31 protein-coding genes are annotated in these 26,005 nt (G+C 67.6%); 25 read left to right on the top strand and 6 right to left on the bottom strand.

Going from position 1 to position 26,005, the window contains the following annotated elements; genetic code table 11:
• Positions 1 to 636, bottom strand: coding sequence for a sigma-70 family RNA polymerase sigma factor (locus OHS03_RS22035; RefSeq protein WP_174552018.1), 636 nt, complete (start codon positions 634 to 636; stop codon positions 1 to 3).
• Between the two features lie 240 nt (positions 637 to 876).
• On the opposite strand from OHS03_RS22035, the gene ybaK reads away from it, so the two are divergent.
• Together ybaK and OHS03_RS22045 are read left to right on the top strand one after the other, a co-directional pair.
• A complete protein-coding gene (ybaK, locus tag OHS03_RS22040; protein ID WP_328656685.1) occupies positions 877 to 1,353 on the top strand; it encodes a Cys-tRNA(Pro) deacylase in 477 nt (158 codons plus the stop codon).
• Positions 1,354 to 1,440: 87 nt separating this feature from the next.
• Positions 1,441 to 1,752, top strand: a complete 312-nt coding sequence (locus tag OHS03_RS22045) for a hypothetical protein (RefSeq protein WP_328656687.1) — start codon at positions 1,441 to 1,443, stop codon at positions 1,750 to 1,752.
• Between the two features lie 76 nt (positions 1,753 to 1,828).
• Here OHS03_RS22045 and OHS03_RS22050 read toward each other — a convergent pair whose 3' ends face one another.
• On the bottom strand, positions 1,829 to 2,596 hold the full coding sequence (locus OHS03_RS22050; RefSeq protein WP_328656689.1) for an SOS response-associated peptidase: 768 nt from the start codon (positions 2,594 to 2,596) through the stop codon (positions 1,829 to 1,831).
• Positions 2,597 to 2,707: 111 nt separating this feature from the next.
• Between OHS03_RS22050 and aroA the strand changes: the two genes are divergently transcribed.
• Entirely contained in the window at positions 2,708 to 4,000 is a 1,293-nt protein-coding gene (gene aroA / locus OHS03_RS22055) for a 3-phosphoshikimate 1-carboxyvinyltransferase (protein ID WP_328656691.1), read from the top strand.
• Positions 3,997 to 5,001, top strand: a complete 1,005-nt coding sequence (gene rsgA / locus OHS03_RS22060) for a ribosome small subunit-dependent GTPase A (protein WP_056815898.1) — start codon at positions 3,997 to 3,999, stop codon at positions 4,999 to 5,001. The genes aroA and rsgA overlap by 4 nt, the downstream gene beginning before the upstream one ends.
• A 27-nt stretch (positions 5,002 to 5,028) precedes the next feature.
• Here rsgA and OHS03_RS22065 read toward each other — a convergent pair whose 3' ends face one another.
• On the bottom strand, positions 5,029 to 5,859 hold the full coding sequence (locus tag OHS03_RS22065; RefSeq protein WP_328656695.1) for an Ig-like domain-containing protein: 831 nt from the start codon (positions 5,857 to 5,859) through the stop codon (positions 5,029 to 5,031).
• Positions 5,860 to 6,073: 214 nt separating this feature from the next.
• Here OHS03_RS22065 and OHS03_RS22070 point away from each other — a divergent pair, with 214 nt between their 5' ends.
• The 3 genes from OHS03_RS22070 to OHS03_RS22080 all read left to right on the top strand — a co-directional run bounded on the left by OHS03_RS22070 (position 6,074) and on the right by OHS03_RS22080 (position 7,476).
• Entirely contained in the window at positions 6,074 to 6,391 is a 318-nt protein-coding gene (locus tag OHS03_RS22070; protein WP_056812967.1) for a hypothetical protein, read from the top strand.
• A gap of 109 nt (positions 6,392 to 6,500) precedes the next feature.
• Entirely contained in the window at positions 6,501 to 6,956 is a 456-nt protein-coding gene (locus OHS03_RS22075) for a MarR family winged helix-turn-helix transcriptional regulator (RefSeq protein ID WP_328656697.1), read from the top strand.
• 73 nt (positions 6,957 to 7,029) lie between these two features.
• Entirely contained in the window at positions 7,030 to 7,476 is a 447-nt protein-coding gene (locus tag OHS03_RS22080; protein WP_328656699.1) for a hypothetical protein, read from the top strand.
• Positions 7,477 to 7,537: 61 nt separating this feature from the next.
• On the opposite strand, the gene OHS03_RS22085 is transcribed toward OHS03_RS22080, so the two are convergent.
• Together OHS03_RS22085 and OHS03_RS22090 are read right to left on the bottom strand one after the other, a co-directional pair.
• Positions 7,538 to 8,227 (bottom strand): type 1 glutamine amidotransferase domain-containing protein, encoded by a 690-nt coding sequence (locus OHS03_RS22085; RefSeq protein WP_328656701.1) that lies wholly within the window; start codon positions 8,225 to 8,227, stop codon positions 7,538 to 7,540.
• A 29-nt stretch (positions 8,228 to 8,256) separates the two neighbouring features.
• Positions 8,257 to 8,589, bottom strand: a complete 333-nt coding sequence (locus tag OHS03_RS22090) for an ArsR/SmtB family transcription factor (RefSeq protein WP_328656704.1) — start codon at positions 8,587 to 8,589, stop codon at positions 8,257 to 8,259.
• Between the two features lie 100 nt (positions 8,590 to 8,689).
• Here OHS03_RS22090 and OHS03_RS22095 point away from each other — a divergent pair, with 100 nt between their 5' ends.
• The 13 genes from OHS03_RS22095 to OHS03_RS22155 all read left to right on the top strand — a co-directional run bounded on the left by OHS03_RS22095 (position 8,690) and on the right by OHS03_RS22155 (position 20,502).
• Complete coding sequence (locus tag OHS03_RS22095) at positions 8,690 to 10,273, top strand: ABC transporter substrate-binding protein (RefSeq protein WP_328656706.1); 1,584 nt, start codon at positions 8,690 to 8,692, stop codon at positions 10,271 to 10,273.
• The gene (locus tag OHS03_RS22100; RefSeq protein WP_407942401.1) at positions 10,273 to 11,265 is read left to right on the top strand and encodes an ABC transporter permease; all 993 of its coding nucleotides are present in this window, start codon (positions 10,273 to 10,275) and stop codon (positions 11,263 to 11,265) included. Before OHS03_RS22095 ends, OHS03_RS22100 begins: the two co-directional genes overlap by 1 nt.
• A complete protein-coding gene (locus tag OHS03_RS22105) occupies positions 11,258 to 12,112 on the top strand; it encodes an ABC transporter permease (protein ID WP_328656710.1) in 855 nt (284 codons plus the stop codon). The genes OHS03_RS22100 and OHS03_RS22105 overlap by 8 nt, the downstream gene beginning before the upstream one ends.
• Positions 12,113 to 12,150: 38 nt before the next feature.
• Entirely contained in the window at positions 12,151 to 13,083 is a 933-nt protein-coding gene (locus OHS03_RS22110) for an ATP-binding cassette domain-containing protein (RefSeq protein ID WP_405151786.1), read from the top strand.
• On the top strand, positions 13,077 to 13,718 hold the full coding sequence (locus tag OHS03_RS22115) for an ABC transporter ATP-binding protein (RefSeq protein ID WP_328656713.1): 642 nt from the start codon (positions 13,077 to 13,079) through the stop codon (positions 13,716 to 13,718). The genes OHS03_RS22110 and OHS03_RS22115 overlap by 7 nt, the downstream gene beginning before the upstream one ends.
• 52 nt (positions 13,719 to 13,770) lie before the next feature.
• Positions 13,771 to 15,192, top strand: coding sequence for a decaprenylphosphoryl-beta-D-ribose oxidase (gene dprE1, locus OHS03_RS22120; RefSeq protein ID WP_328656716.1), 1,422 nt, complete (start codon positions 13,771 to 13,773; stop codon positions 15,190 to 15,192).
• Between the two features lie 188 nt (positions 15,193 to 15,380).
• Positions 15,381 to 16,094, top strand: coding sequence for a DUF8020 domain-containing protein (locus tag OHS03_RS22125; RefSeq protein WP_328656717.1), 714 nt, complete (start codon positions 15,381 to 15,383; stop codon positions 16,092 to 16,094).
• A gap of 192 nt (positions 16,095 to 16,286) precedes the next feature.
• The gene (locus tag OHS03_RS22130; protein ID WP_328656719.1) at positions 16,287 to 17,093 is read left to right on the top strand and encodes a hypothetical protein; all 807 of its coding nucleotides are present in this window, start codon (positions 16,287 to 16,289) and stop codon (positions 17,091 to 17,093) included.
• Positions 17,090 to 17,710: a hypothetical protein gene (locus OHS03_RS22135; protein ID WP_328656721.1), complete on the top strand. Its 621-nt coding sequence runs from the start codon at positions 17,090 to 17,092 to the stop codon at positions 17,708 to 17,710. Before OHS03_RS22130 ends, OHS03_RS22135 begins: the two co-directional genes overlap by 4 nt.
• On the top strand, positions 17,707 to 17,943 hold the full coding sequence (locus tag OHS03_RS22140; protein WP_328656723.1) for a hypothetical protein: 237 nt from the start codon (positions 17,707 to 17,709) through the stop codon (positions 17,941 to 17,943). Before OHS03_RS22135 ends, OHS03_RS22140 begins: the two co-directional genes overlap by 4 nt.
• Positions 17,940 to 18,362: a hypothetical protein gene (locus OHS03_RS22145; RefSeq protein WP_328656725.1), complete on the top strand. Its 423-nt coding sequence runs from the start codon at positions 17,940 to 17,942 to the stop codon at positions 18,360 to 18,362. Before OHS03_RS22140 ends, OHS03_RS22145 begins: the two co-directional genes overlap by 4 nt.
• A 26-nt stretch (positions 18,363 to 18,388) precedes the next feature.
• Positions 18,389 to 18,781, top strand: a complete 393-nt coding sequence (locus OHS03_RS22150) for a hypothetical protein (protein ID WP_328656727.1) — start codon at positions 18,389 to 18,391, stop codon at positions 18,779 to 18,781.
• Positions 18,778 to 20,502, top strand: a complete 1,725-nt coding sequence (locus OHS03_RS22155; protein WP_328656729.1) for a ThiF family adenylyltransferase — start codon at positions 18,778 to 18,780, stop codon at positions 20,500 to 20,502. Before OHS03_RS22150 ends, OHS03_RS22155 begins: the two co-directional genes overlap by 4 nt.
• Positions 20,503 to 20,506: 4 nt before the next feature.
• On the opposite strand, the gene OHS03_RS22160 is transcribed toward OHS03_RS22155, so the two are convergent.
• A complete protein-coding gene (locus OHS03_RS22160) occupies positions 20,507 to 21,661 on the bottom strand; it encodes a cytochrome P450 (RefSeq protein ID WP_328656731.1) in 1,155 nt (384 codons plus the stop codon).
• A 167-nt stretch (positions 21,662 to 21,828) separates the two neighbouring features.
• Between OHS03_RS22160 and OHS03_RS22165 the strand changes: the two genes are divergently transcribed.
• The 5 genes from OHS03_RS22165 to OHS03_RS22185 all read left to right on the top strand — a co-directional run bounded on the left by OHS03_RS22165 (position 21,829) and on the right by OHS03_RS22185 (position 25,964).
• Positions 21,829 to 22,857 carry a 3-oxoacyl-ACP synthase III family protein gene (locus OHS03_RS22165; RefSeq protein WP_328656733.1) on the top strand — a complete coding sequence of 343 codons (1,029 nt, stop codon included), beginning with the start codon at positions 21,829 to 21,831 and terminating at the stop codon, positions 22,855 to 22,857.
• A 6-nt stretch (positions 22,858 to 22,863) separates the two neighbouring features.
• A complete protein-coding gene (locus OHS03_RS22170; RefSeq protein ID WP_328656735.1) occupies positions 22,864 to 23,730 on the top strand; it encodes a hypothetical protein in 867 nt (288 codons plus the stop codon).
• A complete protein-coding gene (locus tag OHS03_RS22175) occupies positions 23,727 to 24,086 on the top strand; it encodes a hypothetical protein (RefSeq protein ID WP_328656737.1) in 360 nt (119 codons plus the stop codon). Before OHS03_RS22170 ends, OHS03_RS22175 begins: the two co-directional genes overlap by 4 nt.
• A 94-nt stretch (positions 24,087 to 24,180) precedes the next feature.
• Positions 24,181 to 25,200 carry an NAD-dependent epimerase/dehydratase family protein gene (locus OHS03_RS22180; protein ID WP_328656739.1) on the top strand — a complete coding sequence of 340 codons (1,020 nt, stop codon included), beginning with the start codon at positions 24,181 to 24,183 and terminating at the stop codon, positions 25,198 to 25,200.
• The gene (locus OHS03_RS22185) at positions 25,197 to 25,964 is read left to right on the top strand and encodes a glycosyltransferase family 2 protein (RefSeq protein WP_328656740.1); all 768 of its coding nucleotides are present in this window, start codon (positions 25,197 to 25,199) and stop codon (positions 25,962 to 25,964) included. The genes OHS03_RS22180 and OHS03_RS22185 overlap by 4 nt, the downstream gene beginning before the upstream one ends.
• The last annotated feature ends 41 nt before the right edge of the window (positions 25,965 to 26,005 follow it).

The following is a 26,005-nucleotide window of genomic DNA, read 5'->3' on the forward strand; positions in this document are numbered from 1 at the left end:
TCACTTGACTACCTCCTGGCGTTCCCCACGGTCGAATCCACGTTCGCGCGCCACGTCGGCGAGCAGGCCCTTGAGCTGCTTGCGTCCACGGTGCAGCCGAGACATCACGGTACCGATGGGGGTGCCCATGATGTCGGCGATTTCCTTGTACGGGAAGCCTTCGACGTCGGCGTAGTACACCGCCATCCGGAATTCCTCCGGTAGCTGCTGTAGCGCGGACTTGATCTGGTCGTCGGGCAGCGCGTCCAGCGCCTCCACCTCGGCCGAGCGCAGGCCCACCGAGGAGTGCTCGGCGGTGGCCGCCAGCTGCCAGTCGGTGATCTCGTCGGTCGGGTACTGCGCGGGCTGACGCTGCTTCTTGCGGTAGGAGTTGATGTAGGTGTTGGTCAGGATCCGGTACAGCCAGGCGCGCAGATTGGTGCCCTCCCGGAAGGACTTGAACCCCTGGAACGCCTTGACGAACGTCTCCTGCACCAGGTCCTCGGCATCGGCCGGATTCCGGGTCATGCGCAGGGCTGCGCCGTAGAGCTGATCGATCATCGGGAGCGCATCGCGCTCGAACCGGGCCGCCAGCTCGGCTTCGTCGACTTCTGTGCCGGACGCACCGTCGGAGACCACGTCGTCGTCGCTCGTCACACCAATCCCTTCGATCGCCGTAGTAGCCGAATCTACCGGCACGACGGAATCGACTGGCAATCGCGCACCCCGTGGCAGGAGAGGACGCTCCTCGAGCAGCACTGTCACTATCTCTCCTTCACGTCGTCTCGGCTGGGTGGCTTGTCACTTGTGTGCAACATGCACTCCGGCATTCGTGTTCCCATACCGCGGGAAATGTGGTTGCCGAGCTGGGTGTGGTGCCGATTAGGGTGATCGCCTATGTCGACTCCCGCGATCAAGGCCCTCGGCGGTATCGCGCATCGGGTGCACTCCTATTCCCACGATCCGCGGGCGGAGTCCTATGGCGACGAGGCCGTCGACGCACTCGGCGAGGAGCTGGGAGTGCGGGCCGCGCAGATCTTCAAGACGCTGGTGATCGAACTCTCATCCGGTGCGCTGGCGGTCGCTGTCGTGCCGGTGCCCGCGCGGTTGTCGTTGAAGGCCGCGGCCGCCGCGCTCGGCGCGTCGAAGGCGAACATGGCCGACAAGACCAAGGCCGAGCGCACCACCGGCTATGTCCTCGGCGGGGTTTCGCCGCTCGGCCAGCGCAAGAAGTTGCCCACTGTTGTCGACGCTTCCGCGCTCGACTGGGATCGGGTGCTGTGCAGCGCGGGCAAACGCGGGCTCGAAATCGAGCTGGCGCCCGCCGATCTGGTGCGGGCGTGCGCGGCCGTCACCGCCCCGATCACCAGCTGAGGCAATCCGGTCGGCGCCTCGTTCCGAATCACTTCGACGCATTCTGCGCCCGGTACGACCGATTCGACCCGAGGATGTGATGTGAAAATGTCCGCACGTTCGACGATCGCCGCCCTATCCGGTGCCCTGGTAATCACTTTCGGCGCTGCCGCGGTAGCCCCCGCCATCGCGGCTCCGCAGGTGGTTCCGCCGTCGCACGCCGAACCCGGCGACTATCCGCTCAACGGCCAGGGCACCACACCGAAGAATTCGCCGAAGACCGCACCGGAAACCGACGAGAGAGCCGAGAAGTCGGAGAAGCTCGGCGGTGGGGTCGCTACCGAGGTGATCGATCTGATCACCGGAATCATCAAGTGCGGGCTGAACATCGCCACCGATTCGGTGCCCTGCTCGCTCTGACGACTCACGCGCGGCCGGACGGAGGCGTACACCACGCTCCGCTCGGCCGCGTTGTCGTTCGCGACCATCGCCGCGCTCAGTGCGTGATGTCGCTGGTCCCGTCGGGCACCAATAGTTCCGGCCCGTTGTTGCGCACGTTGTTGACCAGGGTCGAGACCGGACGCGTCACGATCGTCGCCAACTCCGCCTGCGAGGGTGGGAGCAACAGTTCGGCGGGTGCCGGGTGATCCGGGTCCAACCACGCGTCCCAGTGCTCGCGCGGCATCGGCAACGGCATCCGGTCGTGGATATCGGCCAGTTCGCCGCTCGCGTCGGTGGTGAGGATCGTGCACGACATGAGCGGTTCGGAATCGGGCTGACTGCGATCACGCCACACCGACCACAGTCCGGCCATGTAGAGCAGGGAACCGTCGCTGTGTGACATATAGAAGGGCCGCTTCACCGCCTTGCCCTTGCCGGTCGGCGCGGGCTCGACCAGCCATTCGTACCAGCCGTCCATCGGCACCAGACAGCGCTTGTGTTCGACCGCGTCGCGGAACGACGGCGCGGTGGCGGCCTTGTCGGCCCGCGCGTTGAACAGCGGTTTGCCCTTGGCCGGGACGCCGGGCTCGGCCGCTTTGGTCCAGTGCGGGATCAGGCCCCAGCGCATCCGCCGGATCCGCAGACGCGGATCGCCGTCGGGGTCGCCGTGTTCGTGCCGCTCCACGACGGTGAGCACCTGGGTGGTCGGCGCGACGTTGTAGCTGACGGCGGCATCCGGCTCGTCGAGCCCCGTTTCGTCGACAGCGTCCAGTTCCGCCGCCAACCGGCCCGGATTCGTGGTCGTCGCATATCGTCCACACATAAAGGTCAAGATACGCGCGGGGACCGACATCAGGCCCCGCCGACGACACCACCCCACGCCGAAAAGCGCACCACCGATGCGTCCGAACCGCACATAAGCCAAGATGGAGACGTGAGTTTCTGGCCTGCGCCCCATATCGAGGTCCCCGTCCACGCGACCGTGACCCTGCCCGGTTCGAAGTCCATCACCAACCGTGCGCTCATCCTGGCCGCACTGGCCGATGGGCCGTCTACGCTCACCGGTGCCCTGCGCAGCCGCGACACCGACCTCATGATCGGTGCCCTGCGCGCCCTCGGCACCGAGATCGTCGGCGACGCCGAGACGCTCGAGGTCACCCCGGCTCCGCTGCGCAGCGCCGCGGTCGACTGCGGCCTCGCCGGCACCATCATGCGATTCCTGCCGCCCGCCGCCGCACTGGCCACCGGCGACGTCGCGTTCTTCGGCGACGAACAGGCGAAGCTGCGCCCGCTGTCCACCATTCTCGACGCCCTGCGCAAGCTCGGTCTCGATGTCGACGGTGACGCGCTGCCGTTCGTCGTGCACGGCACCGGCGCGCTGCGCGGCGGCACCGTCACCATCGATGCCTCGGGTTCCTCGCAGTTCGTATCGGGGCTGCTGCTCTCGGCCGCCCGCTTCGACGAGGGCATCACCGTCCACCACGACGGCAAGGCCCTGCCGTCGATGCCGCACATCGAGATGACCATCGAAATGCTGCGTCGCGCCGACGTGGCCGTGCAGACCCCCGCCGATTCCGGCAACGCCCAGACCTGGACCGTGGCGCCCGGCCCGATCCGCGCGGTCGACTGGGACATCGAGCCCGATCTGTCCAACGCCACGTCGTTCCTGGCGGCGGCCGCGGTCACCGGCGGCGAGGTGAGCATCCCGATGTGGCCGCGCGGCACCACCCAGCCCGGTGACGTGATCCGCGAGATCCTCGTCCGGATGGGCGCCGAGGCACGCATCTTCGACGGCGTTCTCACCGTGCACGGCCCGGAGCGCCTGGCCGGCATCGACATCGACCTGCACGACGTCGGCGAACTCACCCCCACCGTCGCCGCACTGGCCGCCCTCGCGGATTCACCCTCGCGGCTGCGTGGCATCGCGCACCTGCGCGGACACGAAACCGACCGTCTCGCAGCACTTTCCGCCGAGATCAATCGCCTCGGTGGCAATGTCACCGAGACCGAGGACGGCCTCGAGATCGTGCCCACCCCCCTGCACGGCGGTCAGTGGCATTCCTACGCCGATCACCGAATGGCCACCGCGGGCGCGATTCTCGGCCTGCGGGTGCCCGGCGTGGAGATCGAGGACATCGGCACCACCGCCAAGACCCTGCCGACCTTCGTCACGCTGTGGGAACAGATGCTGGCACCCGCGTTATCCGGCGAGGGGGTGGCGCGCTGAGCCGCCAGGGGCGATCCTCAGCCAGCTACGACGAATCCGATGTCCGGGTACGCCCGGGTAAGGCCTCGTCGCGTCCCCGCACCAAGACCCGTCCGCAGCACGCCGACGCCGAGGCCGCCATGGTGGTGGCCGTCGACCGCGGCCGCTGGGGGTGCGTGCTCGACGGTGACGCCGACCGGCGCATCGTCGCCATGCGCGCCCGCGAGCTCGGCCGCACCCCGATCGTCGTGGGCGATCAGGTCGACGTCGTGGGCGACCTCACCGGCAGGCCCGACAGCCTGGCCAGGATCGTGCGGGTGAGCGCGCGCAGCACGGTGTTGCGCCGCACCGCCGACGACACCGATCCGTTCGAACGCATCGTCGTCGCCAATGCCCAGCAGCTGTTCATCGTTGTCGCGCTGGCCGATCCGCCGCCGCGCACCGGTTTCGTCGAGCGGGCGATGGTGGCCGCGTATGCCGGCGGGCTGGAACCGATTCTGGTGCTCACCAAGCGCGACCTCGTCGCGGAATCCGAATTCGCTTCCGCCTTCGACGGTCTTGATCTCAAGATCCTCTACGCAGGCATCGACGACCCGATGGAGCCGGTGCTCGAGATCGCGAACGACCGGCTCACCGCGCTGATCGGACACTCCGGCGTCGGCAAGTCGACGATGGTGAATCGTCTTGTGCCCGATGCCTATCGGGCCGTCGGCGTGGTGTCGGGTGTCGGCAAGGGCAAGCACACCTCCACCCAGTCGGTGGCATTGCCGCTGCCCGAGGGCGGCTGGGTGATCGACACTCCCGGCGTGCGCTCGTTCGGCCTCGCCCACATCACCCCCGACGATGTGATCGCCTCGTTCACCGACCTCGCAGGCGCCATCGAGGACTGTCCACGCGGCTGCACCCATCTCGGGCCGCCCGCCGATCCGGAATGCGCGCTCGATCAGCTGCCCGGCACGGAACGGCGGGTTGCCGCGATCCGCACGCTGCTGACGGCCCTGATCGCCAACGACGCTTGGTAGCAACCGGATTCCGTGCCGGACCGACTCTCAGAAGCTGAACGACCCGGTATTCACGCCGCCATCGCCACCGCCACCGTCGGTCGGCAACTCGGCCACGGTGACCGTCTTGGTGGTCGACGAACTCGCCACACCGCTGCGCCCGGAGAAGGCCGCGCCGATGTTGTAGGAGCCCGCGGCACCCGGCGTCCAGACGATGCTCGCCTTGCCGTTCGCGCCAACCGGGATGTCGCCGAGCACGTTGTCGCCCGCCTTGAACTGGATCGTGCCGCCCGCGGCCGCCGGGGTCACGCTCGCCTCCAGCGTGACGGCCTTGCCGACCTGCGCACCCGATACCTCGGTGATCGTCGTGCTGGACACGGCGTCGCCGGACACCGTGATGGCCGGACCCTTGCCCTGATAGATACCGTCGCCGAGCGACCCGCCGTAGTGCATCGACGTCGGCAGCGGGGTATCGCGGGCGCAGTTCACGCCGACCTTGTACTGGATCTCGAAGGTCTGCGACTTCGGCGAGATATTCGGGTACACCGGGTATTTGGTGATGCCGAACTCCGCACGGACCCAGTCCGAGGAGGACGTGTCGATCGACACGGCGTCACCCGACATCTTCGCCGAGCCCGCGACCGGGGTCAAGCACGCCGGGTGCAGGTCCTTGACCGAGTAGATGTATTCCACCGGAATGCCGGTGCGCTCGAACTTCGTCGTCACGGTAACGGTGTCGCCGACCACCGGGTTGGTGTTCGACACCGTCCGGGTGAAGTGACTGTTGCCGTCATCCCACGCGATGCTCGCCGGAGCGGCCGCCGCCGATCCCGGAAACGCCGTCATCGCCAGCCCCGCCGCGGCCGCGAACGTGGCCACGCGCTGCACTCTTCTGTCCACCATCATCTGTCTCCAAGTACGCCGGACGCCCTCGACGTCGTCGAGGCGCTGATTCGCCCGAGTGGCGAGCAGTAGATCACGCCCTGGTGCCCGACGGATCCAAATCCGAAATAGATCTCGTTCAGATTTCGAATTCGACTCGCGTCGGCTCGCGTTCACAACCTCGACACTGGCCGCCGGTACCGTCATGCCCATGAAGCCACCGGCGATCGGTTACCTGCGCCGCGACATCTCAGGTGTCGCCCAGTCCTGGGACGAAACGCAGATCCGTTCCCTAGCCGAGCGTCTGGGCTACCGCTTCACCAAGACCGTCGTCTTCAGCGACCGCACCGCCGACCCGATCGGCCGCCTGCTCGACGTGGTCACCACCACCGAAGCCGCCGCGATCGTCACCCCCAGCCTCACCCACCTCGGCTCCGACCTGCCCCACCGCATCGTCGCCGCCTGCGACATCATCACGGTCTCCCCCGAGGTCACCCACACGAGAACCCTCCCCGCCCTCCCCGCCTAGGCCAGCGCGGGGTCCGCGAACTCGCTGGGCCCGAATCTCTTTCGGTGGGACACGGCGGAGATACCTCCCGGAACACGACGGTTGGGGTCTCGTGCGGGAAAATGGGGTGGTGACCTCCGAGAACGAACGTCCTGGACCGCCGACTATGAGCCCGAGCATCCTGGTGATCACGATGTCGCGGCGGGTCGAGGCAGCGTTGGGGGTGGAGTTGGGGGTGCTGGATCTGACGGTGGCTCGGCTGGGGTTGCTCGGGCACATCAATGGGGTGCCGGGGGCCTCGTTCAGCGAGTTGGCGCGGATGTCGGGGACGAGTGTGCAGAGTGTGCACACCGCGGTGAAGGGGCTGGTCGGGGCGGGGCTGGTGCAGGATCGGACGGCGCGGGCGGGGTCGGCGTCGGCGATCGAGTTGACCGAGGCGGGGGCGGGACTGCTCGCGCAGGCGCGAGAGGCGGTGGCGCGGGTGGACATCGCGCTGTTCGGGGCCGAAGCGGATCCGATTCTGCGGCGCGTGGGCGCAGCGATCGTCGACGCGTTCAGCGGGGAAGTCCCTCGACCCCAGGCGTGACGAATCCAACCTTCAATATGACTGAAGCTCGAGCTAGGCTTCAAGCGTATTGAAGGTCGGAGGGAGTCGGTAGTTGGAACACATCCTGTTGTCCGTGCATGTGCTCGCGGGCATTGTCTTCGTCGGCGGCTCGGCGGTCGCCACCAGTCTTTTCCCCAGGTACGCACCGGTAGCGGGTGGGCCCGATCCCGAGTCGGTCCGCAGCAGGTCGGTCGCGGCCGCGATGCACCGGATCACCGGCAACTACGCGAAACTCGCGATAATCGTGCCGGTGATCGGCATCGTGCTGGCCGCGATCCAGGGCCGGATGAACGAAATCTGGATCACCACCGCGATGGTGACCACCGCTGTGGCGGGCGGGCTGCTCGCCGTGCAGATCGTGCCGATGCAACGCGAAGCCCTCGACCAGCCCGACGACGGCAAGCGCCTGCGCGTGCTATCGATGCTCGCGGGGATCTACAACCTGCTGTGGGCGGCCGTGGTCGTTCTCATGATCGTCCGTCCCGGATCTGCCACCTGAACGAACAGGAGCTCCACACGTCCGATCAGGTTGTCGCCGAATTCTGTTGAGCGGCAGGTGTTCACAGAGCGTCGAGCACCGCCGCGGCCAGCGGACCGGCCGAGGCGGGGTTCTGCCCCGTGTGCAGATTGCGGTCGGCTTGCAGGAAGGGCACGAACGGTTCGCCGCTGTGATACTGCGCGCCGAGTTCGATCAGCCGGTCTTCTAGTAGCCATTTGGCCTGATCCGCTAGACCGCCCATACGTTCTTCCGCATCACTGAAGGCGGTGAGGCGATACCCGGCGAAGGGAGATGGCCCGTCAGCTGCGGTTGCCAGGATGGCCGCGGGGCCGTGGCAGACCAGCGCCAGCGGCTTGCCGGAATGCAGGGCTTCGACCAACAGCACCGCCGAATCCTTGTTCACCGCCAGGTCTTCCATCGGCCCGTGCCCGCCCGGATAGAACACCGCGTCGTAGTCGTTCAGACGGACATCGCCCAGTGACACCGGATCATCCAGCGGCGCCGCACTTTTGATGATCTCGGCGACCTTGCGCGCACCCTCCTCGCCACCGTTGGGCACCGGCGCCAGGCTCCCCAGATCCACCGGCGCCTTCACCCCGCCGGGCGTGGCTACGACGACTTCGTGCCCGGCCTCGGTGAATGCCCGGTAGGGCGTGGCGAATTCGTCGGCCCAGTATCCGGTGTGGCGTTTGACATTGCGGGACAACGTCCACTGATCGGCACCGGTCATTACGAACAGGATCTTCGCCATCATCGCCTCCGAGGAGTGGACTGTCGACGTCAGTGCTTGGCGCCGATGGTGTGGAGAATTTCGTGGATGATCGGGTCGGTGAGCCGGTTGGTGACCGAACGCCCTTCACGGCTCGAGGTGACGCAACCCTCGTGGCGCAGGACGCGCAGGGCCTGCGAGATCGCGTTCTCGTTGCGGCCGATCGCGGCGGCCAGCTCGCCGACGCTGATGCCCGGCGAGCGGTGCAGGCACAGCAGAATCTCGAGACGACCCGGATCCGACAGCAGATCGAAGCGCTGAGCCCATTCCCGGATCTCGACGTCGCCGATCGCGCGCCGGCCGCGTTCGACCGGCGACCCGTGCAGTGTGCGTGGCTCTCCCATGGCGATGCCCAGCTTAATCGCCGAGTGGACAGGACGGCACCGTCCACGACTATTATCTGTCCATCTGTTCAGATAAACATGAGAAGTGTAGGGATGATCGATGCGCGCTCGGCCGCTGTTCGCTGTGGGGGCCGCGCTGGCGGTCGCGCTGACATCCTGCGGTGCGCCCGAGAGCGGGTCCCCCGACTCGCTCGTCCTCGCCGATGCGTATGAACTGGGCGGATACAACCCCGTCGCCGGATACGGCGCGGCAGGCGAGGCCAAGGTCTATGACGGATTGCTGCGGCTGACCGGCGGCACCGGGGTGCCCGACTTTGCCCCGGCCCTGGCGACTCGACTGCCGATCCCCGACGCCGACGCGACCGTGTGGACGGCACCGCTGCGGCCCGGGGTGCGGTTCAGTGACGGGTCGGCGTTCGACGCCGCCGATGTGGTGGCGACCTATCGGGCGATTCTGGATCCGGCGTCGGCCTCGGAGGTGCGGTCGTCGTTGTCGATGATCGAGCGGGTCGACGCCGTCGATCCGCTGTCGGTGCGGTTCACCCTGCGTCATCCCTATGCCGCGTTCCCGACCAAGCTGCTGATCGGGATCGTTCCGTCGGAGGCCGTCGCGATGCCCGGACCCGCGACCGCATCGCCGCTCAATACCGCGCCGATCGGCACCGGACCCTATCGACTCACCGCGCTGGAGCCGACTCGGGCGGTCTTCGAAGCGAACGAAAGCTATTGGGGTGGAGCACCTTCGGTCAAGCGACTGACAGTGCTCCAGGTGCCGGACGACAACACCCGCGCGCAACGGATGGCCAGCGGCGAACTCGACGGGACCTCGCTACCGCCGTTGTTGGCCGCCACCTTCGCGCAGCGGATGTCGGTGCAGGCCAATACTTCCGCCGATTGGCGCGGCGTATCGATGCCCGAGAGCGATCCGGTCGCCGGGGACCCGGCCGTCCGCCTGGCCCTGAACTTCGCCGTGGACCGCCAGGCGATGATCGACAATATCCTCGGCGGTTACGGCCGTCCGGCCTACACACCCTTCGCCGATGTTTACGGCGAATCCCACAACCCAGCCGTCTCTTTCGCCTTCGATCGCGCCCGCGCCGAGCAGATCCTCGATGGTGCGGGCTGGCGGACCGGCACCGATGGTGTGCGCGCGAAAGATGGTGTGCGCGCGCGATTCACCGTGATGTACAACTCCACCGACACACTGCGGCGCGACCTCGCACTGGCTTTCGGCTCCGACGCACGCCGAGTCGGCATCGAGGTCGATCTCGAGGCGCTCTCCTGGGATCGAATCGAACCACGCATCACGCAGGCCGGAATCCTGCTCGGCGGCGGTAGCGAACCCTACGACCCCGACACCCAGGCCTACAACACCCTGCACTCGCCGCCACTCGATCCGAGCGCGGGCAGCCCGTACGACAACGCGAGCCGTCACGCAGACCCCGCGATCGACGCGCAACTCGACATTGCCAGGCGCAGCACCGATCCCGCCGTGCGGGCCGCCGCGTATCGGGAGGTGCAGAGCCGGTACGCCCAGGATCCGAGCCACGTGTTCCTGGTGCACCTCGACCACACCTATGTGGTGAAGGATTCGTCCTGGAAGATGTCGGGGCCGATTCTCGAGCCACACGCGCACGGCATCACCTGGGGACCGTGGTGGTCGCTACAGACTTGGACCCGCTGATGGGGCGTAGTCGTGTTCGTGGACGCGGCCTCCGGGCGGTGGTCGGGTGGCGATTGGTGACGTTGATCCCGGTGCTCGCCGCCGTGTCGGCCGCACTGTTCGCCGCGGCGGCGGTGTCGCCGTTCGACCCGCTGGTCGGGTATCTCGGCGCACGCTACGAGACGACGAGCGCGTCGGATCGGGAGCTGCTCACGAATCGACTCGGGCTCGACGCGTCGTGGTACCAGCTGTACGGACGCTGGCTCGGTGATCTGTTCAGCGGCGATCTGGGCATTTCGCGCGGTTTCGCGCAGCCGGTGAGCACCCTTCTTGCCCAACGGATTCCGTGGACGGTGCTGCTGGTCGTCGTCGCGATGAGTGTGGCGATCGCGGTGGCGCTCGGCGCGGGAGTCTGGGCGGGGATGCATCGCGGTGGGTCGATCGACCGGTTGGTCACCGCGTCGTGCGTGGTGATGCAGGGGCTGCCGCCGTTCGTGGTGTCGCTGGCCGCGATCGCCTTGTTCGCGGTCGGACTCGGCTGGTTGCCGCCCGCGGGGCTCACCGATGCCGGGGCCGAGGTCGGATTCGGCCAGGTGGTGCGACATCTCGTGCTGCCCGCCGCCGCGTTGGCTGTCTCGCAGGTGCCGTGGCTGCTCCTGGCCGTACGGGAATCCGTGTCAGGCAATCGCGGCGAGGACTTCGTGGTCGGGGCGGCCACGCGCGGCATCGATACCGCGACGATCACCCGTGGGCACATCCTGCCGACCTCGCTGGCCCCGTTCGTGACGATCCTCGGCGCCCGACTGCCGGAAGTCGTGGTCGGCGCGGTGCTGGTGGAGGAGATCTTCTCGTGGCCGGGGATCGCGGGTGCGTTCGTCCAGTCGGCGAAGGACCTGGATATGGCTCTGTTGGCCGTGCTCACGGTAGGCACGACCTGTGCGGTGATGCTCGGGTCGCTGCTCGCCGATATCGCGGTGGTGCTGCTCGATCCGCGGGTGCGCGCCGATGGGTGAGCGGTGGCGTGGGCGCACGCACGGGGCTGCTGAGCGACAGTTGTACGTCGCGCTATCGGTCCTGGTCGCGGTCGTGCTGTATGCGGTGACCGTGCCATGGGTGGGCGGAATCGACGATCGGCTGACCGATTTCGCCAGTGCGCGGCAGGCGCCGTCGGGGCAGTGGTGGTTCGGGACCGACTCGGCCGGGCGGTCGCTGTTCGTGCGGATCGCGGCGGCGCTGCGAACCTCGCTGATCGTCGCGGCGTGCGCGGCGGCGGTGTCGACGGTGATCGGCGTGCTCGTCGGTGCGGCGTCGGCGCTGGCAGGCGGATGGGTGGACCGGGTGGTGATGCGGATCGCCGACACCGCCAACGCGCTGCCGCATCTGCTGCTCGGGATCGTGATCGTGGCGCTGTTCCGGGGGAACGCGCTGGCGGTGGTGTTGTCGATCGGACTCACACACTGGGTGCAGGTGGCGCGGATCGTGCGGTCGGAGAGCTCGAGTCTGCGCGAGCGCGAGTACGTGTCCGCGGCGGTGCTCGCGGGTGCGAGCCGTACTCACCTGCTGATCAGGCATCTTTTGCCCGCGGTCGCCCCGCAGGCGTTGATCGCGGTGGTTCTGCTTCTGCCCCATGCGATTTGGCACGAGTCGACCTTGTCGTTCCTCGGATTCGGACTGCCGCCGCACGAACCGAGCCTGGGCACTCTGCTGGAGGAAGCGCGCACTTCGCTGCTGCTGGGCGGGTGGTGGACGCTGGCGTTCCCCGCCGGATTCCTGGTGCTGACGACGGTGGCGGTCGCTGTCGCGGGGTCGTCGCTGCGGGGACTTCTCGCCCCACCGAAACCGTCGAGGATGCCCCGATGACAGGACCCTCCCTCCCCCAGGAGACAACGGGCGCACTGATGGACATCGACCGTGGACGTCGGGGCACCGGCTTGTCGATCGATGCGCTGACCGTGCGAATTCCGGTCGGCCGTGGCGATGTGGTGCATGCGGTGACCGAGCTGTCGCTCGACGTCGAAGCGGGCAGCATCACCGCGCTCGTCGGCGAATCCGGGTGCGGGAAGTCGATTGTCGGCGGTGCGGTGATGGGCGTACTGCCCCCCGCTGCCGTCACGACCGGGTCCATCCACCTGCAGGTGGACGATCCGGCGAACTCCACCGCCGGACCGGTCGACATCCTCGCCGGCGAGCACTCCTATCGCGGCCGCCATATCGCGCTGGTGCCCCAATCCCCGGGCACCTCTTTCACTCCCGTGCGGACCGTCGGCTCCCAACTCCAGGAGGCGATCGTCGCCCTCGGCACCGCACACACCCCCGCTGACCTCGTCGATCGCGCGGGGCTCGCCCGCACGGCGCTCGACCTGTACCCGCACGAACTCTCCGGCGGGATGGCCCAACGAGCGGCCGTTGCGGCGGCGCTGGCAGGCGATCCCGAGGTGATCATCGCCGACGAACCCACTTCCGGGCTCGATCGCGCACGCACTGACCAGGTCGGAAAACTGTTGCGCGAGTGCGCCGATGACGGCGCCGCGGTCCTGCTGATCACGCACGATCTCGGGCACCTGATCCGCGCCGGCATCGCCGACACCATCGCGGTGATGTACGCGTCACGCCTGATGGAAGTCGGCCCCGGCGCGCACGTGCTCGACGATCCGTGGCACGACTACACGCGCGACCTGCTCGCCGCCATGCCCGAACGCGGCCTGCACCCGCTGCCTCATCCCCCGCGAGCGCTGACGAACCTGTCCGAGATCTGCCCCTACGCGGGCGGCCCGACACAGTTGATTCCCCAGCAGCAGCGCATGATTCGCCGACCGAGGTCTCGATGCTGATCGCCGACTCCATCACCGCGGGTTACGGCCCACAACCCGTCATCCGCGGGGTCGACCTGCGGATCAGCCCGGGAGAGATCGTCGGGATCACCGGCGATTCGGGATCAGGGAAGACCACGCTCGCCCGGACAATGGCCGGGCTACTGACGCCCACCTCCGGCACGGTCACCATCGACGGACAGACACCCCGACAGGCCCGCGGCACCGTCGCCATGGTCTTCCAATCCCCCCGTGCCGCAACCAATCCCCACTTCACCCTCGCCCAGATCATCGCCGAGCCCGCCCGCATCCGCCGCGTCACAGTCCCCGATCTCACGGCACTGACCACCGCCGTCGGCCTCACCCCAGACCTGCACGACCGCCGCCCGCACGCTCTCAGCGACGGCCAACTCCAACGCGCCTGCCTGGCCCGCGCACTCGCCCAGAACCCCCGCTACCTCATCCTCGACGAAGCCACCGCCATGCTCGACGCGGCCACCACCGCCACCATCATCCGCCTGGTCATGACCCGAGCCGCCGACAACTTCGGCGTCCTCGTGATCAGCCACGACGAAGCCCTGCTCGGGGCCGCCTGCACCCGCATCGCGACGATGCACGAGGGCACGCTCACCACTGCGCGGGCATCTCCGCAATAAACGCACGATTACCTCAGGTTGCCCACAGGAACCCGTTTTAGCGTGAGCCCCTGTGACATTCACGCAGGGTAAACCAGTCAGCGCGTGCCGCAGTCTCAGTGGTTGGGCGCGCACCGCACCGACCGTCGCCGAAGTGCTGCGCACGCCCGACATCGCGGTGATCGCCGAACGAGTGCGGACCGCCGGCCCGCGCGGAGTGATCGCGCGTGGACTCGGGCGCAGTTACGGCGATCCGGCGCAGAACGCGGGTGGGCTGGTCGTCGACATGACCGCGCTGGACCGCATCCACAGCATCGATCCCGACAGCGGGATCGTCGAGGTCGAGGCGGGCGTCAGCCTGGACGCGCTCATGCGGGCCGCGCTGCCGTTCGGGCTGTGGATTCCGGTGCTGCCGGGGACGAGGCAGGTGACGGTCGGTGGGGCGATCGGCGCGGACATCCATGGGAAGAACCATCATTCGCAGGGCAGCTTCGGCAATCACGTGGTGTCGATGGACCTGCTGACCGCCGACGGCTCGGTGCGCACGTTGACGCCGGAGGGGGCCGACTCGGAGTTGTTCTGGGCGACGGTGGGCGGGATGGGACTCACCGGCATCATCGTCGGCGCGCGAGTCCGGTTGAAGCACACCGAGACCGCGTACTTCCTCGTCGACAACGACCGCACGCGCGATCTCGACGAGACGATGGAATTGCTGACCGGCGGTTCCGATGACGGGTACGACTACTCGATGGCGGTGCCGGACACCATTTCCACCGGGGCGAAACTCGGTCGGGCCGGATTCAGTCGGGGGTCACTGGCCACCGTCGACCAGTTGCCGGTGAGATTGCGTAGCAAACCCTTGAATTTCGATGCGCCGCAATTGTTCACAGTGCCCGATATCTTTCCGAACGGGATGGTCAATTCGGTGACAACCCGCATTGCCGCCGAGGCTGCTCATCGCCTGTTTCCCCGGCGGGCGCGCGGACGTATCCAGAATCTGACGCAGTTCTATCACCCCCTCGATCTGCTCGGTGAATGGAATCGCGCCTATGGCAAGCGGGGGTTCCTGCAGTATCAGTTCTCGATGCCGTTCGGGGCCGAGCAGCAGTTGGCCGACACGGTGCGAGCCATCGCCGAGTCGGGGCACCACTCGTTCCTCAATGTGTTCAAGCGGATGGGGACGAGCAACCCGGCGCCGCTGTCGTGGCCACATCCCGGATACATGCTGAGCTTGGACTTCGGGCTGTCGAGCGGGCTCGACCGATTCTGCGTCGACCTCGACGAACGGGTGCTGGCAGCCGGCGGACGCCTGTACCTCGCGAAGGAATCACGGACCACGCCCGAGATGATCGCGATGATGTACCCGAGGCTCGACGAATGGCGTCGGATCCGGGAGCGAGTCGACCCGGAACGAGTGTTCGCCTCCGACCTCTCGAGGCGGTTGCGACTGGTCGCAGGACTTCGACATAACTGTGCTCCAGATCACGACCTATGACTAGTGAATGAAAGTCGTTAACAGCACATCGAATTCACCGAGGATGACGCACGTCACTGTCCGTTTTGAACTCTTACGACTTTTTAAGTTACATTTCAGCAACAAACAGTTGGACACTTGATCATGGGTGCTCGATCGAGGGCCTGCGCTCCCCAGGGAGCATCGCCATTGAGGGAAAGACTGCATTCATGAACATCAGCAAGGTTGCCGCAACCTCCGCACTCGTCATTGCCGCGCTCGGCGTTGCCACCGGCACGTCGCACGCCGCTCCGGCGCCTGCGCCCGTCCCGGCCTTCCTCGACGGCGTGAACCAGGGCGTGAACCAGGTGCTGCCCGGTATCAACTGGAAGACCGGCATCGAGGGCGACGCTGTGGTCGTCGAGACCGACGCGGGCTCGCTCACCACCGCGAACAATCAGTTCCAGGTGCGCGACAACCAGGGCAACATCGTCGCCGCTCTGCCGCTCGCCTACACGATCGACGACCTCGAGTACCCGATCGATGCCGTCGTCGACGGCACCCGCGCCACCTTGACCCCGCGCACCGACGCGGCCTCGGCCCGCCCGTCGACCCTGCTGAAGGACGTCGTTCGCCAGGACGCCTTCGATGACGCCGTCAGCGCCGCTGCCACCCAGTTCGGCATCATCACCGCCATCGGCACCCTCGTCGGCACCCTCACCGGCGGCGTCGCGGGCTGCGCCATCGGCGGCGCAGGCGGCATCCTCCTCGGCATCCCGGTGCTCGCCCTCGGTGGCGCCACCGGCGTCGCGGGCTGCCTCGCCGGTGCCGCCGTCGGCATCCCGCTGGGTGCGGCCGCGGGCCTGGTGCTGACCGGCGTCCCCGCCGCGATCGCCGTCGGCATCGGCTTCAACAACCGGATCAACGCGCCGGAAAACCAGTAGCACTCGCACACATCAGCCCCGTTCCGCCACTGGGCGGGACGGGGCTGTTGCGTGCACCCGCCCACGTTCTCAGGATGGTTGCTGAGTCGCGAATCTGGAACCGAATTCATTAGTGGCGCATAGCAATTACTAGATTCTGAATGTTTGCGGCGTGTCCGAAAACGATCAGTAACGTGTCGGATCCTCGCGGGGATGTGCTCAGCGATACCCGACGCGAGCACTTCGGTGCGCGCCTGCGAAGGGGGCGAGAGCCTGCCCGACGACACCACCGCCTCACCGCTCGACGCGTTTCGCGACGGTGAGCCGCCACCACGGCGCACCAATGCCGACGGCCCGGTGATCTGGAGCGCCAGCAGCGTGCCGACCACGAGACCGGCCAAGGGTCCGAGCGTCGCACCGCCCAGACCACGTCGGCCGCCGATGTCCAGGCCCACGTCGGCACGAACCACGCCGGCCGCCGCCGTCCCCGACGACGTCGCCTCGGCGATTCGACGGGCACGCGGCCCCGCACCACTGCCCGCCGCCCAGCGCGCGAAGTTGCGTCGACGCGCGCGGCTGGCCAACGGCACGATGCACGGACACGGCGTCGGCGGCTTCCTGACCGACCTGGTGCTGTGGGCAGTGGTCTGCAATGTGTCCTACCTGCTGGTCTGGCTGTGGCGATTCGATGTTCAGCTCGAGTGGGTCCTGCGCGACAACTACTTCGAGCACGGCGGCTGGTTGGCGATCGCCTGTTCCGTCGTGGTCGCCGTGCTTTTCCGTAATCGCAATACCTGTGCGTTGTTCGCCGTGGCCTACGGCCCGATCGTGTACGGCGCGCGCGAGGTGTCGCTGCGGGCCGACGGCGAGTGGGGCACTTGGGCGCCGTGGCTGGTGCTGGCTGGTAGCGCTGTGCTCGCCCGCCTGCTGACGGCGTGGTTCGAGTCGGTCGCCACCGACCGACTCGCCTACCGCAGGCACGTATGGCAGCAGGCCGCGAACGAACGGAGACGCCATTGATCGACCGACGGCCCTATCGCCCGACGGACCGCCGTCGTGCGGTCACCAGGGAACCGTTCCGGCCCGAAGCACGTCGCGACGCCGGCGAACCGATGCGACTGACCGAGGTCAGGGCATACTGCGCCGACGGCGGCCTCTTTCCCACCGCGGCAGCGCATTTCGCCACCCACCGGGTCGACCGAGACGAGGCGCGGCGGCGCCTGGTCATCAATCTGAGCGCGGCGTTCCTGGCAGCCGTGGTGATGGTGATCGTGCTGGCAGCGGTGTCGCTGGTGAGTCGCGGTGCCTATCGCGTCGTCTTCGACACCGACCGCTCGCTCGTGCGCCTCGACACCGGAACGCCCATTACCTCGAGCCTGCTGCTGATCCTGGCAGGCGGTGCGTTCGCCGTCATGTTCCGTGCCGCGTCACTGCGCAGGCAGATGCCGCGGTGTGCGTACCCGGCGATCTATCGCCAGTTCGCGATCGGCTTCGGCGCGGGCAGCGCGGTCCTGGTGCTGCGCCTGCTGTTGTTCGCTCCCGGACACCTGGACGTGCTGTGGGGTCCGGTGTTCGGTTGCCTCGCCGCGTATGCCTTCGTCCGCACCCATTTCCCCCTCGAGATCGGAACGAAATGACCTATCGCACAGCCTCTTCCACTCAGATGACCGTCCTCGTACCGTCGCCGATGCGCGGCAGCGGCTGGGATGAGGTCGACCGCACCATCGAGGCCATGGAGAATGGCGAACAGGCCAAACACGTCTACGCCGGTCCGGGCGGACAGATCATCGTCGCCGACCCCGCCGACGTCTCCGGCGGGCGACTCGGCGGCACCCCGGTCACCGTGCTGCCCAGCGGACGGATGGCATGACGACGATGGACGACTACAACGTCAGATCTACCGATATCGCCGTACTCAAGCGGCTCGACCCGAACAACGTCGGCAAGTGGGCCGTGGTCACCGCGCCGTGGCTGACCGGCCGCAGCGCACTGTCGTTCGTGTTCGACCCGCCCTACGGCGGCCACGCATACCAGTTCCTCACCTTCCGCGACGCGAACCAGTACGGACGTTGGCAGATCTCGCCGGTCTGGCCCAACCGCGACGAACTGCGCGGACACCGGCCGCACATGATCGACGTCCTGGTCGGCGACGTGCGAGTGCCGATGATCTGCGGCAGCAATGCCGCCGAGGGCTACGCCACCATCGAGGACGTGTGTGGCGCGACGGCCAAGTGGAGCGTCTATACCTCGATGTTGCTGTCCGGGCGAGACCCGTCGTTCTCGGTCTGAGCCACCACACCGCGAAGGGCGAATCCATGGAACCCGAGACCGCATGGCTCAAATACGACCGCGACATGCTCGCCGAGGTCGACCCGGACAACCGCTGGAAATGGCGGCCGGTCGACCTCGGCTACGAGGAGCTCAAAGGGTGGCAGTGCACGATCGAGACCACCGATCCCGACCTGCAGTTCAGTTTCGTCCTCTTCCGCAACTTCGCCATCGATAACAGCGGCAACACCTGGGACATCGCACCCCAGCGACCGACCCCGGAAGCCTTCGCCGAGCACTTCGAACTGGCCACCGTCACCTTCACCGAGGGCGGATCCCTGGTCGCCTTCGATCCGCCCGTCACCGCACCCACCGTCGTCGAGGTGCGCGAGCACATCCTGAGCCTGGTCGACCGAGCCTTGAGGAGCGCAGTCCGATGACTCCAGCACCACCGCCACCTGCCGACCGCCGAATTCCGTCTTCGAACGGCCCGGCTCATATCCGGATCCTCGACACCGTGGTCTCCGCCATCCGCGAGAACATCGCCGACTACGCCCCCGAACGCGGCGCGGCGCTGGTGGGTTACGGCTCGCTGATCGTTGCCGCGATTCCTGATACCTCCGGCGCCTACACCTCGGTGTCCTGGGACATCAGCACCGATCTGGGCGCGGTGATCGGACAGCTGGAAACCGCCGGTTCGGCCCGGTTCCTCGGGACGGTGCACAGCCACCCGACCGGCGTGGTGAACCCATCCGGTCAGGACGTCGCGTCCACCACTCAGCAATTGCAGGCCAACGCGCACATCGCTTCCCTGGTGGTCGCCATCGTCACCGCCGGTGGGGTCGAACAGTTCAACCAGATCGCGGTGGGCGATCGGCACCGGATGACCTTCCACGTGATGTCGCTGTCGCGCTCTGGTCAGGGGCTGATGGCTCCGGTCGAGGCGAAGGTCGTCCCGATCGCCGGTCTCGTCGCGGCGACCGGATTCGGTGGCGATTCGTCGTTCTGTATTCCGGTGTCGCGCTGGCTCGGTCAGCGCGACGAGGTCGAGCGGTCGATGCCCCGCTTCGTCGACAACCAGTACCTCACCGGGTTCAGCTACCCGATGCCCGCCGCTCGCAACGGCTGGCGCCGAGAGATCGTGATCCCGGTCGGCTATCCCGTCGCGGGGCCGGTGGCCTACGCGTTCGGACCCGACGGTGCCGAGGTACCGACGCCGTTCGCCTGGGACCCCGCGGAGAACCCGAAGCACCGATCGTCGATGTTGGGAGCGCTGACCCGGATCCCTTTCGACGAAGCCCCGAGCGGGGAGACCGAACATCGGCTGGATCGGGTCACGACGATCACCGGCCCGCTCGACGACAAGCACGTACTGGTCGCCGGCGCTGGTTCGGTCGGCAGCGCGATCGCCGAACGCCTCGCCCGGTCGGGGGTGCGAACGTTCACGTTGATCGACCCGGATCTGGTGTCCCCGCCGAACCTGGCGAGATCCGCGTACTCCACCCGTGATCTCGGCACCGCGAAAGTGACCGCGCTGCAGACGATCCTGACCGGGATCGGCACCGACATCACGGTGCGCACGTATCAACGTTCGCTCTACGACGTCCCGGTAGGCGCACTGCTGCCGGAGGTCGACCTGGTCGTCGGGGCCACCGATGACATGACCCAGCAAACCTGGCTCACCGACCTCGCCTACCACGCGGGTGTGCCCGTCGTCTGTTCGGCGATGTACGCCGGACTGCGCGGTGGCGAAGTGATCCTCAGCGTCCCCGCCGCCCACACACCGTGCGTCAAATGTTCGCTCGGCGGCAGCGCGAACGCCGAGAAGGCGCCCAAGGACTACGGCCAGGCCGGGCGGCTGGTCGCCGAACCCGGGCTCGGTGCCGCCATCGATCTGGTGTCGGCGACGGCTTCGCTCATGGCGATCGGCCTGCTCGCCGGGCGCGACCGGCCTGCGGGCGCCCACGTCCTCGAATCGCTGCGCACGGGTCGCGTGCTCGGTCTCATCGCCACCACCTCGCAGTGGGAGGTCACCGACAGCATCGCCGAAGCGCTACTCGGCAAGGAATCGCACTCGGCGCACCTGTCGTCTCAGCTGTTACCGCAGAGCATCTGGCTGCGCACGCAGAGCATCGAGGGGTGCAACGTCTGCAGCGCGTAGCCTGTCAGCGCGCGAGGCGGATGCGCAGCTTTTCGTAGGTGGGGATGAAAACCTTTCTGCGGTAACGACGTTCGACGATCTCCCACGGGAGACCGGCGGCGGTGAGCGCTTCGAGTAGCGCGGTGAGTTCGGAGTGGACGAGTTGGGCGCCCAGGCACAGATGGCGGCCGCCGCCGAACCAGAGCTGGCGGGTTTCGGGGTTGTAGCCGCGGTCGACGCGGAACTCGCCCGCGGCGTTGTTGATGGTCCAGGTGAGGATTTTGACGTGTTCGCCCGCGCGTAGGTCGCGGTCGGCGATGCGGACATCCGCCGTCACCGAACGGCCGACGAGATAGGCCGGGCTGGTGACGCGCAGGGTCTCGCGGACCGCGTCGGGGAGTCGGTCGGGCGCGGCGAGCAGCGCGCGATGCTCGCCGGTGTCGTGCATGATCGCGACCATTCTCGTCATGGCGCTGGCGAGGGTGTCGGTGCCTGCCACGGCCATCAGGATCGCCAGGCCGCCCGCGTGCTCCACGTCCAATCCCAGTTCGCGGCAGCGGCCGAGAGTGGTGTCGGGGTCGGCGCGGGCGTAGGCGTCGGGGACATTCACGGCGAGCTGGGTGGCCAGCTCACGGGCGCGGTCCAGTGCCACGGGATCGAGTGTGGTCGAAGCCATGGTGCCGAAACCCAGGTTGACCAGCTCTTCGACATGATGGAACAGGCGCAGGAACAGGGCGTCTTGGTCGTCGATGTAATCGCCGCCGATGGCCGCGGCGATGTCTTCGGGGCGCATACCGACCAGGTCGGAGACGCTGCGGCCGACCAGGATCTGCGCCCGGGCGGCGATGTCGACGGTCTCCCCCGCCGCGAGCCGTTCGCGCAGGTCACGCAGGTCGGGGCCGATCACCCGTTCGACCAGGGCATCGGTATGGGTGAGGGTGAACAGGTCGCGCACCTTGGTCCGCAGGTCGGTGTGGCCCGGCCCTTCGAACAGATCCTCGACCCAGTCGCCGATGACCTGCGCCCACCAGTGCCCGGCCGCACCCTCGGACACGATGCTGAAATGTGTGCTGTCGTTGTAGATCTGGCGGGCCACCAGCGGATCGGCGACGAACCAGCCGAGTTCGGGGACCTTGCGGATCGGCCGCGCGAACCGCCCCAGCAGCAATAATCCAGGCAACCAGGGTTGACCTGCGGCGAGTAGGGTTAGTTCATGACGTCGGGCGGAGCTCCACACCCCGGCAGAATCTAATCGAGCCGGCCCGATTAGTGAAGATGTGTGGCTAGGATCGGCGAGATGCGCTGGTGGTGAACTGTGCATCACGCGATATCTGGAAGTGAACAAGCATGGTGAGATCGACAATCGAAGCCGTCGGCGCGTATCTGCCGGCCAGGGAAGTGACCACGGCGGAGTTGCTGACGCAGCTGGCCGTCGACGCGCCGCTGGATCTGGAGAAGGTCAGCGGGGTCAGGGCGCGAAGAGTCCGCGACGAATCCGAGGACTCCTTCACCATCGCCCTCGCCGCGGCCCGCAGCGCACTGGACAATTCCCGCTACGCCGCCGCCGATCTGGACGTGATCATCTCCTGCTCGATCACCCGGACCCGCGGCGAGGACTTCTGCCTCGAGCCGTCGTTCGCGCTGATGCTGCGCACCGTGCTCGGGGCGAACAGGGCGATCCACTTCGACGTGTCCAATGCGTGCGCCGGGATGATGACCGGTGTTCTGTTGCTGGACAGGATGATTCGATCCGGCGCGGTGCGTCGCGGCATGGTGGTCTCGGGAGAATGCATCACGCCGATCTCCGATACCGCGGTGCGCGAGATCTCGCAGAAGTACGACCCACAGTTCGCCTCGCTCACCGTCGGTGACGCCGGAGCGGCCGTGGTGCTCGACGGCACCGAGGGGCCGGGGCTCGACTACGTGGAGCTCAACACCAGCGCCGCGTTCGCGAAGCTGTGCCTGGGGATGCCCAGCGATCAGGGGCCGGGCGTCGCGCTCTACACCGACAATCGCTCGATGCACAACGAGTCCCGGTACCTGCTGTGGACCTCGCGGCAGCTGGAGTTCCTCGCTGCCCGTGGATCCAGCTTCGCCGAGGAAGGGTACGACTACCTGATCCATCACCAATTCAGCGGCCCTGCCGTGGAATTGATCAACAAGATCGCCGAGCGCGAATTCGACGCGGCGATGCCGCCCGGACTCGCGGTGCTAGACCGATACGGCAACACCGCGTCGACCTCGCATTTCGTGGTGCTGCACGACGCGTTGCGGCAGGGGCTGATCGCGCCGGGATCGAAAGTACTACTGGTACCGGCGGCTTCCGGGGTGGTCGCCGGATTCTTGTCGGTGACAATCGGCGATCTGCGGGTATAGGACAGTATGGGAATCATCATTTCTTCGGCAGTGACGCGCAGCGGCGGCGTCAGCTCGGTGGGACAGGCGGCCGAGGCCGCGCGCGAGGCGTTGGCGGGGGCCGGTTGTCAGCCCGAACAGGTCGACGCGCTGATCAACGTGGGGGTCTATCGCGATGCGAACCTCGTGGAACCGGCGGTCGCGGCGCTGATTCAGCAGGCGGCGGGGATCGGGTTGGACTATCGGCGCGGTGACGTGCCGTGCCTGTCGTTCGATCTGATGAACGGGGCTTGCGGGGTGGTGAACGCGGTCGGGGTGGCCGCGTCGCTGCTGGCCGATCTGCCCGCCGGGCATGTGGTCGTGGTGTCCGGGGACGCGCACCCGTCGCAGCGAGCCGATGCCGATTTCGCGTTCGAGCCGGTGGGGGCGGCGTTCGTGCTCGAGAACGACCAGGACGCTGTCGGTTTCGGTGGGGTTCACGTGAGCGCGGGTGACGTGCTGCCCGATCCGCAGGGATACGTGAAGCTCTCGGCGATGGGGGCCGAGGGGCGGTCCTCGTTGACGGTGGAATTACTCACCGGGACAGCCGAACTCGTCGAACACGCCGCCGTCGCGGCGCGCGAAGCGTTGACGGCCGACGGTATCGACGCGGGACAGGTGGTACTGCTGTGCGGCAAGCCGACGCCCGACTTCGCCGCCGGATTGGCCGCCGAACTCGGCGTGGCCGCGGTGGTGACCGATGAATTCGGCGGGGACGTGCACACTTCCGCGCTGACCGCCGCGTTCGTGGTGGCCCGTGACGCGGGGCTGGCCGATCGGCCGTTGTTGTTCGTTGCCGCCGATGGCGGACCCACCGCGGCAGCGGTGACCTATCGAGGGGTTGGTGTGCGGTGACGCGCTCGCGTTCGTTGCATGTTGTTCCGGATCCGGTGAGCGAGGCAGGCGGTCGACACCGGGCGCCGACAGTCGCGGCATCGGGACCGAGCCGGGAAGCCGTGCTGGCGCTGCGGTCGATTCCGGTGCTCGGCTGGGCATTTCTGATCGTCGGGCTGGTGCGGCCGTTCCGTAGTCGGCTGTTGCGCATCGCCTTCTGGATCGATGTGGTCCTGAGCGTCGGAGTGCACGCCGCGCAGATTCCGGCGGCGCGGAAAGTGGCCGCCGAACGGGGGATCTCGTCCGGCCGGGCCGCGGCGATGACCATGCTGTTCGGGGCTACCTGGTGGAAGACGTTGGGCAAGGGCGAGCGGTGATCGATGCGCCGGGCCCGCATACGATCGGGCGGCGGCGGTACGGCACTGCGGCTCTGGGCTGCTGCGACTCGTGTCGACGGTATAGCGTGGCGCGATGACTGTGCTGGTGACGGGCGCGACGGGGTTCGTCGGTGGGGCGATCGTGCGCGGGTTGGTGGCCCGAGGAGTGCCGGTTCGGGCGATGGTCCGGGATGCGGCGGCGGCACCGGAGGGTGTCGAGGTAGCGGTTGCCGATCTCGGGGACAGCGGCGCGCTGGCGCGTGCGGTGACCGGGGTGCGGGCGGTGGTGCACGCGGCTGCCCTGCTCGGTGAATTCGGTCGACCCGCGGAGTACTTCGCGGTGAATGTGGCGGGGACCGATCGGCTGGTGCAGGAAGCCGCGGCGGCCGGGGCGCGGCGGTTCGTGTTCATCGGGAGTCCGAGTGCGTTGATGGCGCCCGACGGTGGGGATCAGGTGGGGATCGATGAGACGATGCCCTATCCCGAGCGGTTTCTGAACAGCTATTGCGAAACCAAGGCTGTCGCCGAGCAATTGGTGCTCGCGGCGAACGCGCCGGGGTTCACGACGTGTTCTCTGCGGCCCCGGGCGGTGTGGGGACCAGGGGATCGGCGCGGACCGATCGTGCAGATTCTGGCGAAGTTGCGCGCGGGACGGTTGCCGGATCTGTCCGGCGGGCGCGATGTTCGGGCCTCGCTGTGCTACATCGACCATCTCGTCGATGCCGTGGGTCTCGCTCTCGAGGCCGAGAATGTCGGCGGGCGAGCGTATTTCGTCGCCGACGCGGAACCGGTGTCGGTGTGGCCGACCCTGGATGCCGTGGCCGAACGGTTCGCCTTGACCGGGCCGAGTCTCACGGTGCCCGCGCCCGTACTCAGCGCAGCGCTGGCGGCGATCGAAACGCTGTGGCGGATGCCGGCGGTCGCGCAACGGTGGACTCCCCCGCTGTCGCGGTACGCGGTCGCGCTCGTCACCCGATCCGCGACCTACGACCTCTCGCGAGCCGAGCGTGAACTGGGCTACCGGCCGGACGTACCGTTCGCGACGGGACTGGACAACTTCCACCGCTGGGTCGCCCAGGTCGGCGGGCTCGATCGGCTGTTGGAGGACCTGTGAGTACTGGTGAACCGGGCGCGCTGTGGGTGGTGGTTCCCGCCTTCGACGAGGAACGAGGCATCGGCAAGACCCTGGATGCCATTGCCGCGCAACAGGACACGGACTTCACGGTGGTTGTGGTCGACAACAATTCGACCGATGGCACCGTCGAGCTGGTCCGCGCGTTCGCTTCGGCGCATCCGGCGCCGCGCATCGTGGTGATCCACGAGCAGCAGAAGGGGACCGGAGCTGCCGCCGATACCGGGATGCGTTACGCGATTTCGCACGGCGCGACCTACCTCGCGCGCACCGATGCCGACTGCCTGCCCGCGCCCGACTGGACAGCGCGGATCAAGGCAGGGTTCGGCTCGGGGCTGCGCCTGGTCAGCGGTCAGCTGATTCCGCGCACCGATGAGGGCGTTTCCTGGATCGACCGCACGATCATTCGGGTGGCCCTGGAAGTGGCGTCGACCTTCGGCAAGGTGCGCTCGGGCAACCGGGACCCGAAATATCTCGGACCCTACGTGATGACACCGGGATGCAATATGGCGATAACCGCCGAATTGTATGTTGCCGCAGGAGGGTTCCCGCGGACCGCGATCGAGGATCTGCACGAGGATCGGGCGCTGGTCAACGCGGTGCGCACGATCACCACCGACTACGGGTTGCGTCGGGATGTGCGGGTGTTCGGCTCGAATCGGCGGGTGCGTGCCTGGGGAATACGTAAGACGCTCGCCTGGTACGCCGACCACCGGTATCGGCCCGAAGTGGTCGATATTCGGTGAGCGTCGCGCCCGCCATGCCCGCACGCCGTGCACGACTACCG

The sequence above is a fragment of the Nocardia salmonicida genome (genome assembly GCF_036142455.1).
Taxonomy (GTDB): Bacteria; Actinomycetota; Actinomycetes; order Mycobacteriales; family Mycobacteriaceae; genus Nocardia; species Nocardia salmonicida.

What these genes read in the sequence shown, in the direction of transcription:
- ybaK (WP_328656685.1), top strand. Translation starts at nt 877, where the DNA reads ATGTCGACTCCCGCGATCAAGGCCCTCGGCGGTATCGCGCATCGGGTG.
- OHS03_RS22045 (WP_328656687.1), top strand. Translation starts at nt 1,441, where the DNA reads ATGTCCGCACGTTCGACGATCGCCGCCCTATCCGGTGCCCTGGTAATC.
- OHS03_RS22050 (WP_328656689.1), bottom strand. Translation starts at nt 2,596, where the DNA reads ATGTGTGGACGATATGCGACGACCACGAATCCGGGCCGGTTGGCGGCG.
- OHS03_RS22070 (WP_056812967.1), top strand. Translation starts at nt 6,074, where the DNA reads ATGAAGCCACCGGCGATCGGTTACCTGCGCCGCGACATCTCAGGTGTC.
- OHS03_RS22085 (WP_328656701.1), bottom strand. Translation starts at nt 8,227, where the DNA reads ATGGCGAAGATCCTGTTCGTAATGACCGGTGCCGATCAGTGGACGTTG.
- OHS03_RS22090 (WP_328656704.1), bottom strand. Translation starts at nt 8,589, where the DNA reads ATGGGAGAGCCACGCACACTGCACGGGTCGCCGGTCGAACGCGGCCGG.
- OHS03_RS22095 (WP_328656706.1), top strand. Translation starts at nt 8,690, where the DNA reads ATGCGCGCTCGGCCGCTGTTCGCTGTGGGGGCCGCGCTGGCGGTCGCG.
- OHS03_RS22100 (WP_407942401.1), top strand. Translation starts at nt 10,273, where the DNA reads ATGGGGCGTAGTCGTGTTCGTGGACGCGGCCTCCGGGCGGTGGTCGGG.
- OHS03_RS22105 (WP_328656710.1), top strand. Translation starts at nt 11,258, where the DNA reads ATGGGTGAGCGGTGGCGTGGGCGCACGCACGGGGCTGCTGAGCGACAG.
- OHS03_RS22110 (WP_405151786.1), top strand. Translation starts at nt 12,151, where the DNA reads ATGGACATCGACCGTGGACGTCGGGGCACCGGCTTGTCGATCGATGCG.
- OHS03_RS22115 (WP_328656713.1), top strand. Translation starts at nt 13,077, where the DNA reads ATGCTGATCGCCGACTCCATCACCGCGGGTTACGGCCCACAACCCGTC.
- OHS03_RS22125 (WP_328656717.1), top strand. Translation starts at nt 15,381, where the DNA reads ATGAACATCAGCAAGGTTGCCGCAACCTCCGCACTCGTCATTGCCGCG.
- OHS03_RS22130 (WP_328656719.1), top strand. Translation starts at nt 16,287, where the DNA reads ATGTGCTCAGCGATACCCGACGCGAGCACTTCGGTGCGCGCCTGCGAA.
- OHS03_RS22140 (WP_328656723.1), top strand. Translation starts at nt 17,707, where the DNA reads ATGACCTATCGCACAGCCTCTTCCACTCAGATGACCGTCCTCGTACCG.
- OHS03_RS22145 (WP_328656725.1), top strand. Translation starts at nt 17,940, where the DNA reads ATGACGACGATGGACGACTACAACGTCAGATCTACCGATATCGCCGTA.
- OHS03_RS22150 (WP_328656727.1), top strand. Translation starts at nt 18,389, where the DNA reads ATGGAACCCGAGACCGCATGGCTCAAATACGACCGCGACATGCTCGCC.
- OHS03_RS22155 (WP_328656729.1), top strand. Translation starts at nt 18,778, where the DNA reads ATGACTCCAGCACCACCGCCACCTGCCGACCGCCGAATTCCGTCTTCG.
- OHS03_RS22165 (WP_328656733.1), top strand. Translation starts at nt 21,829, where the DNA reads ATGGTGAGATCGACAATCGAAGCCGTCGGCGCGTATCTGCCGGCCAGG.
- OHS03_RS22170 (WP_328656735.1), top strand. Translation starts at nt 22,864, where the DNA reads ATGGGAATCATCATTTCTTCGGCAGTGACGCGCAGCGGCGGCGTCAGC.
- OHS03_RS22180 (WP_328656739.1), top strand. Translation starts at nt 24,181, where the DNA reads ATGACTGTGCTGGTGACGGGCGCGACGGGGTTCGTCGGTGGGGCGATC.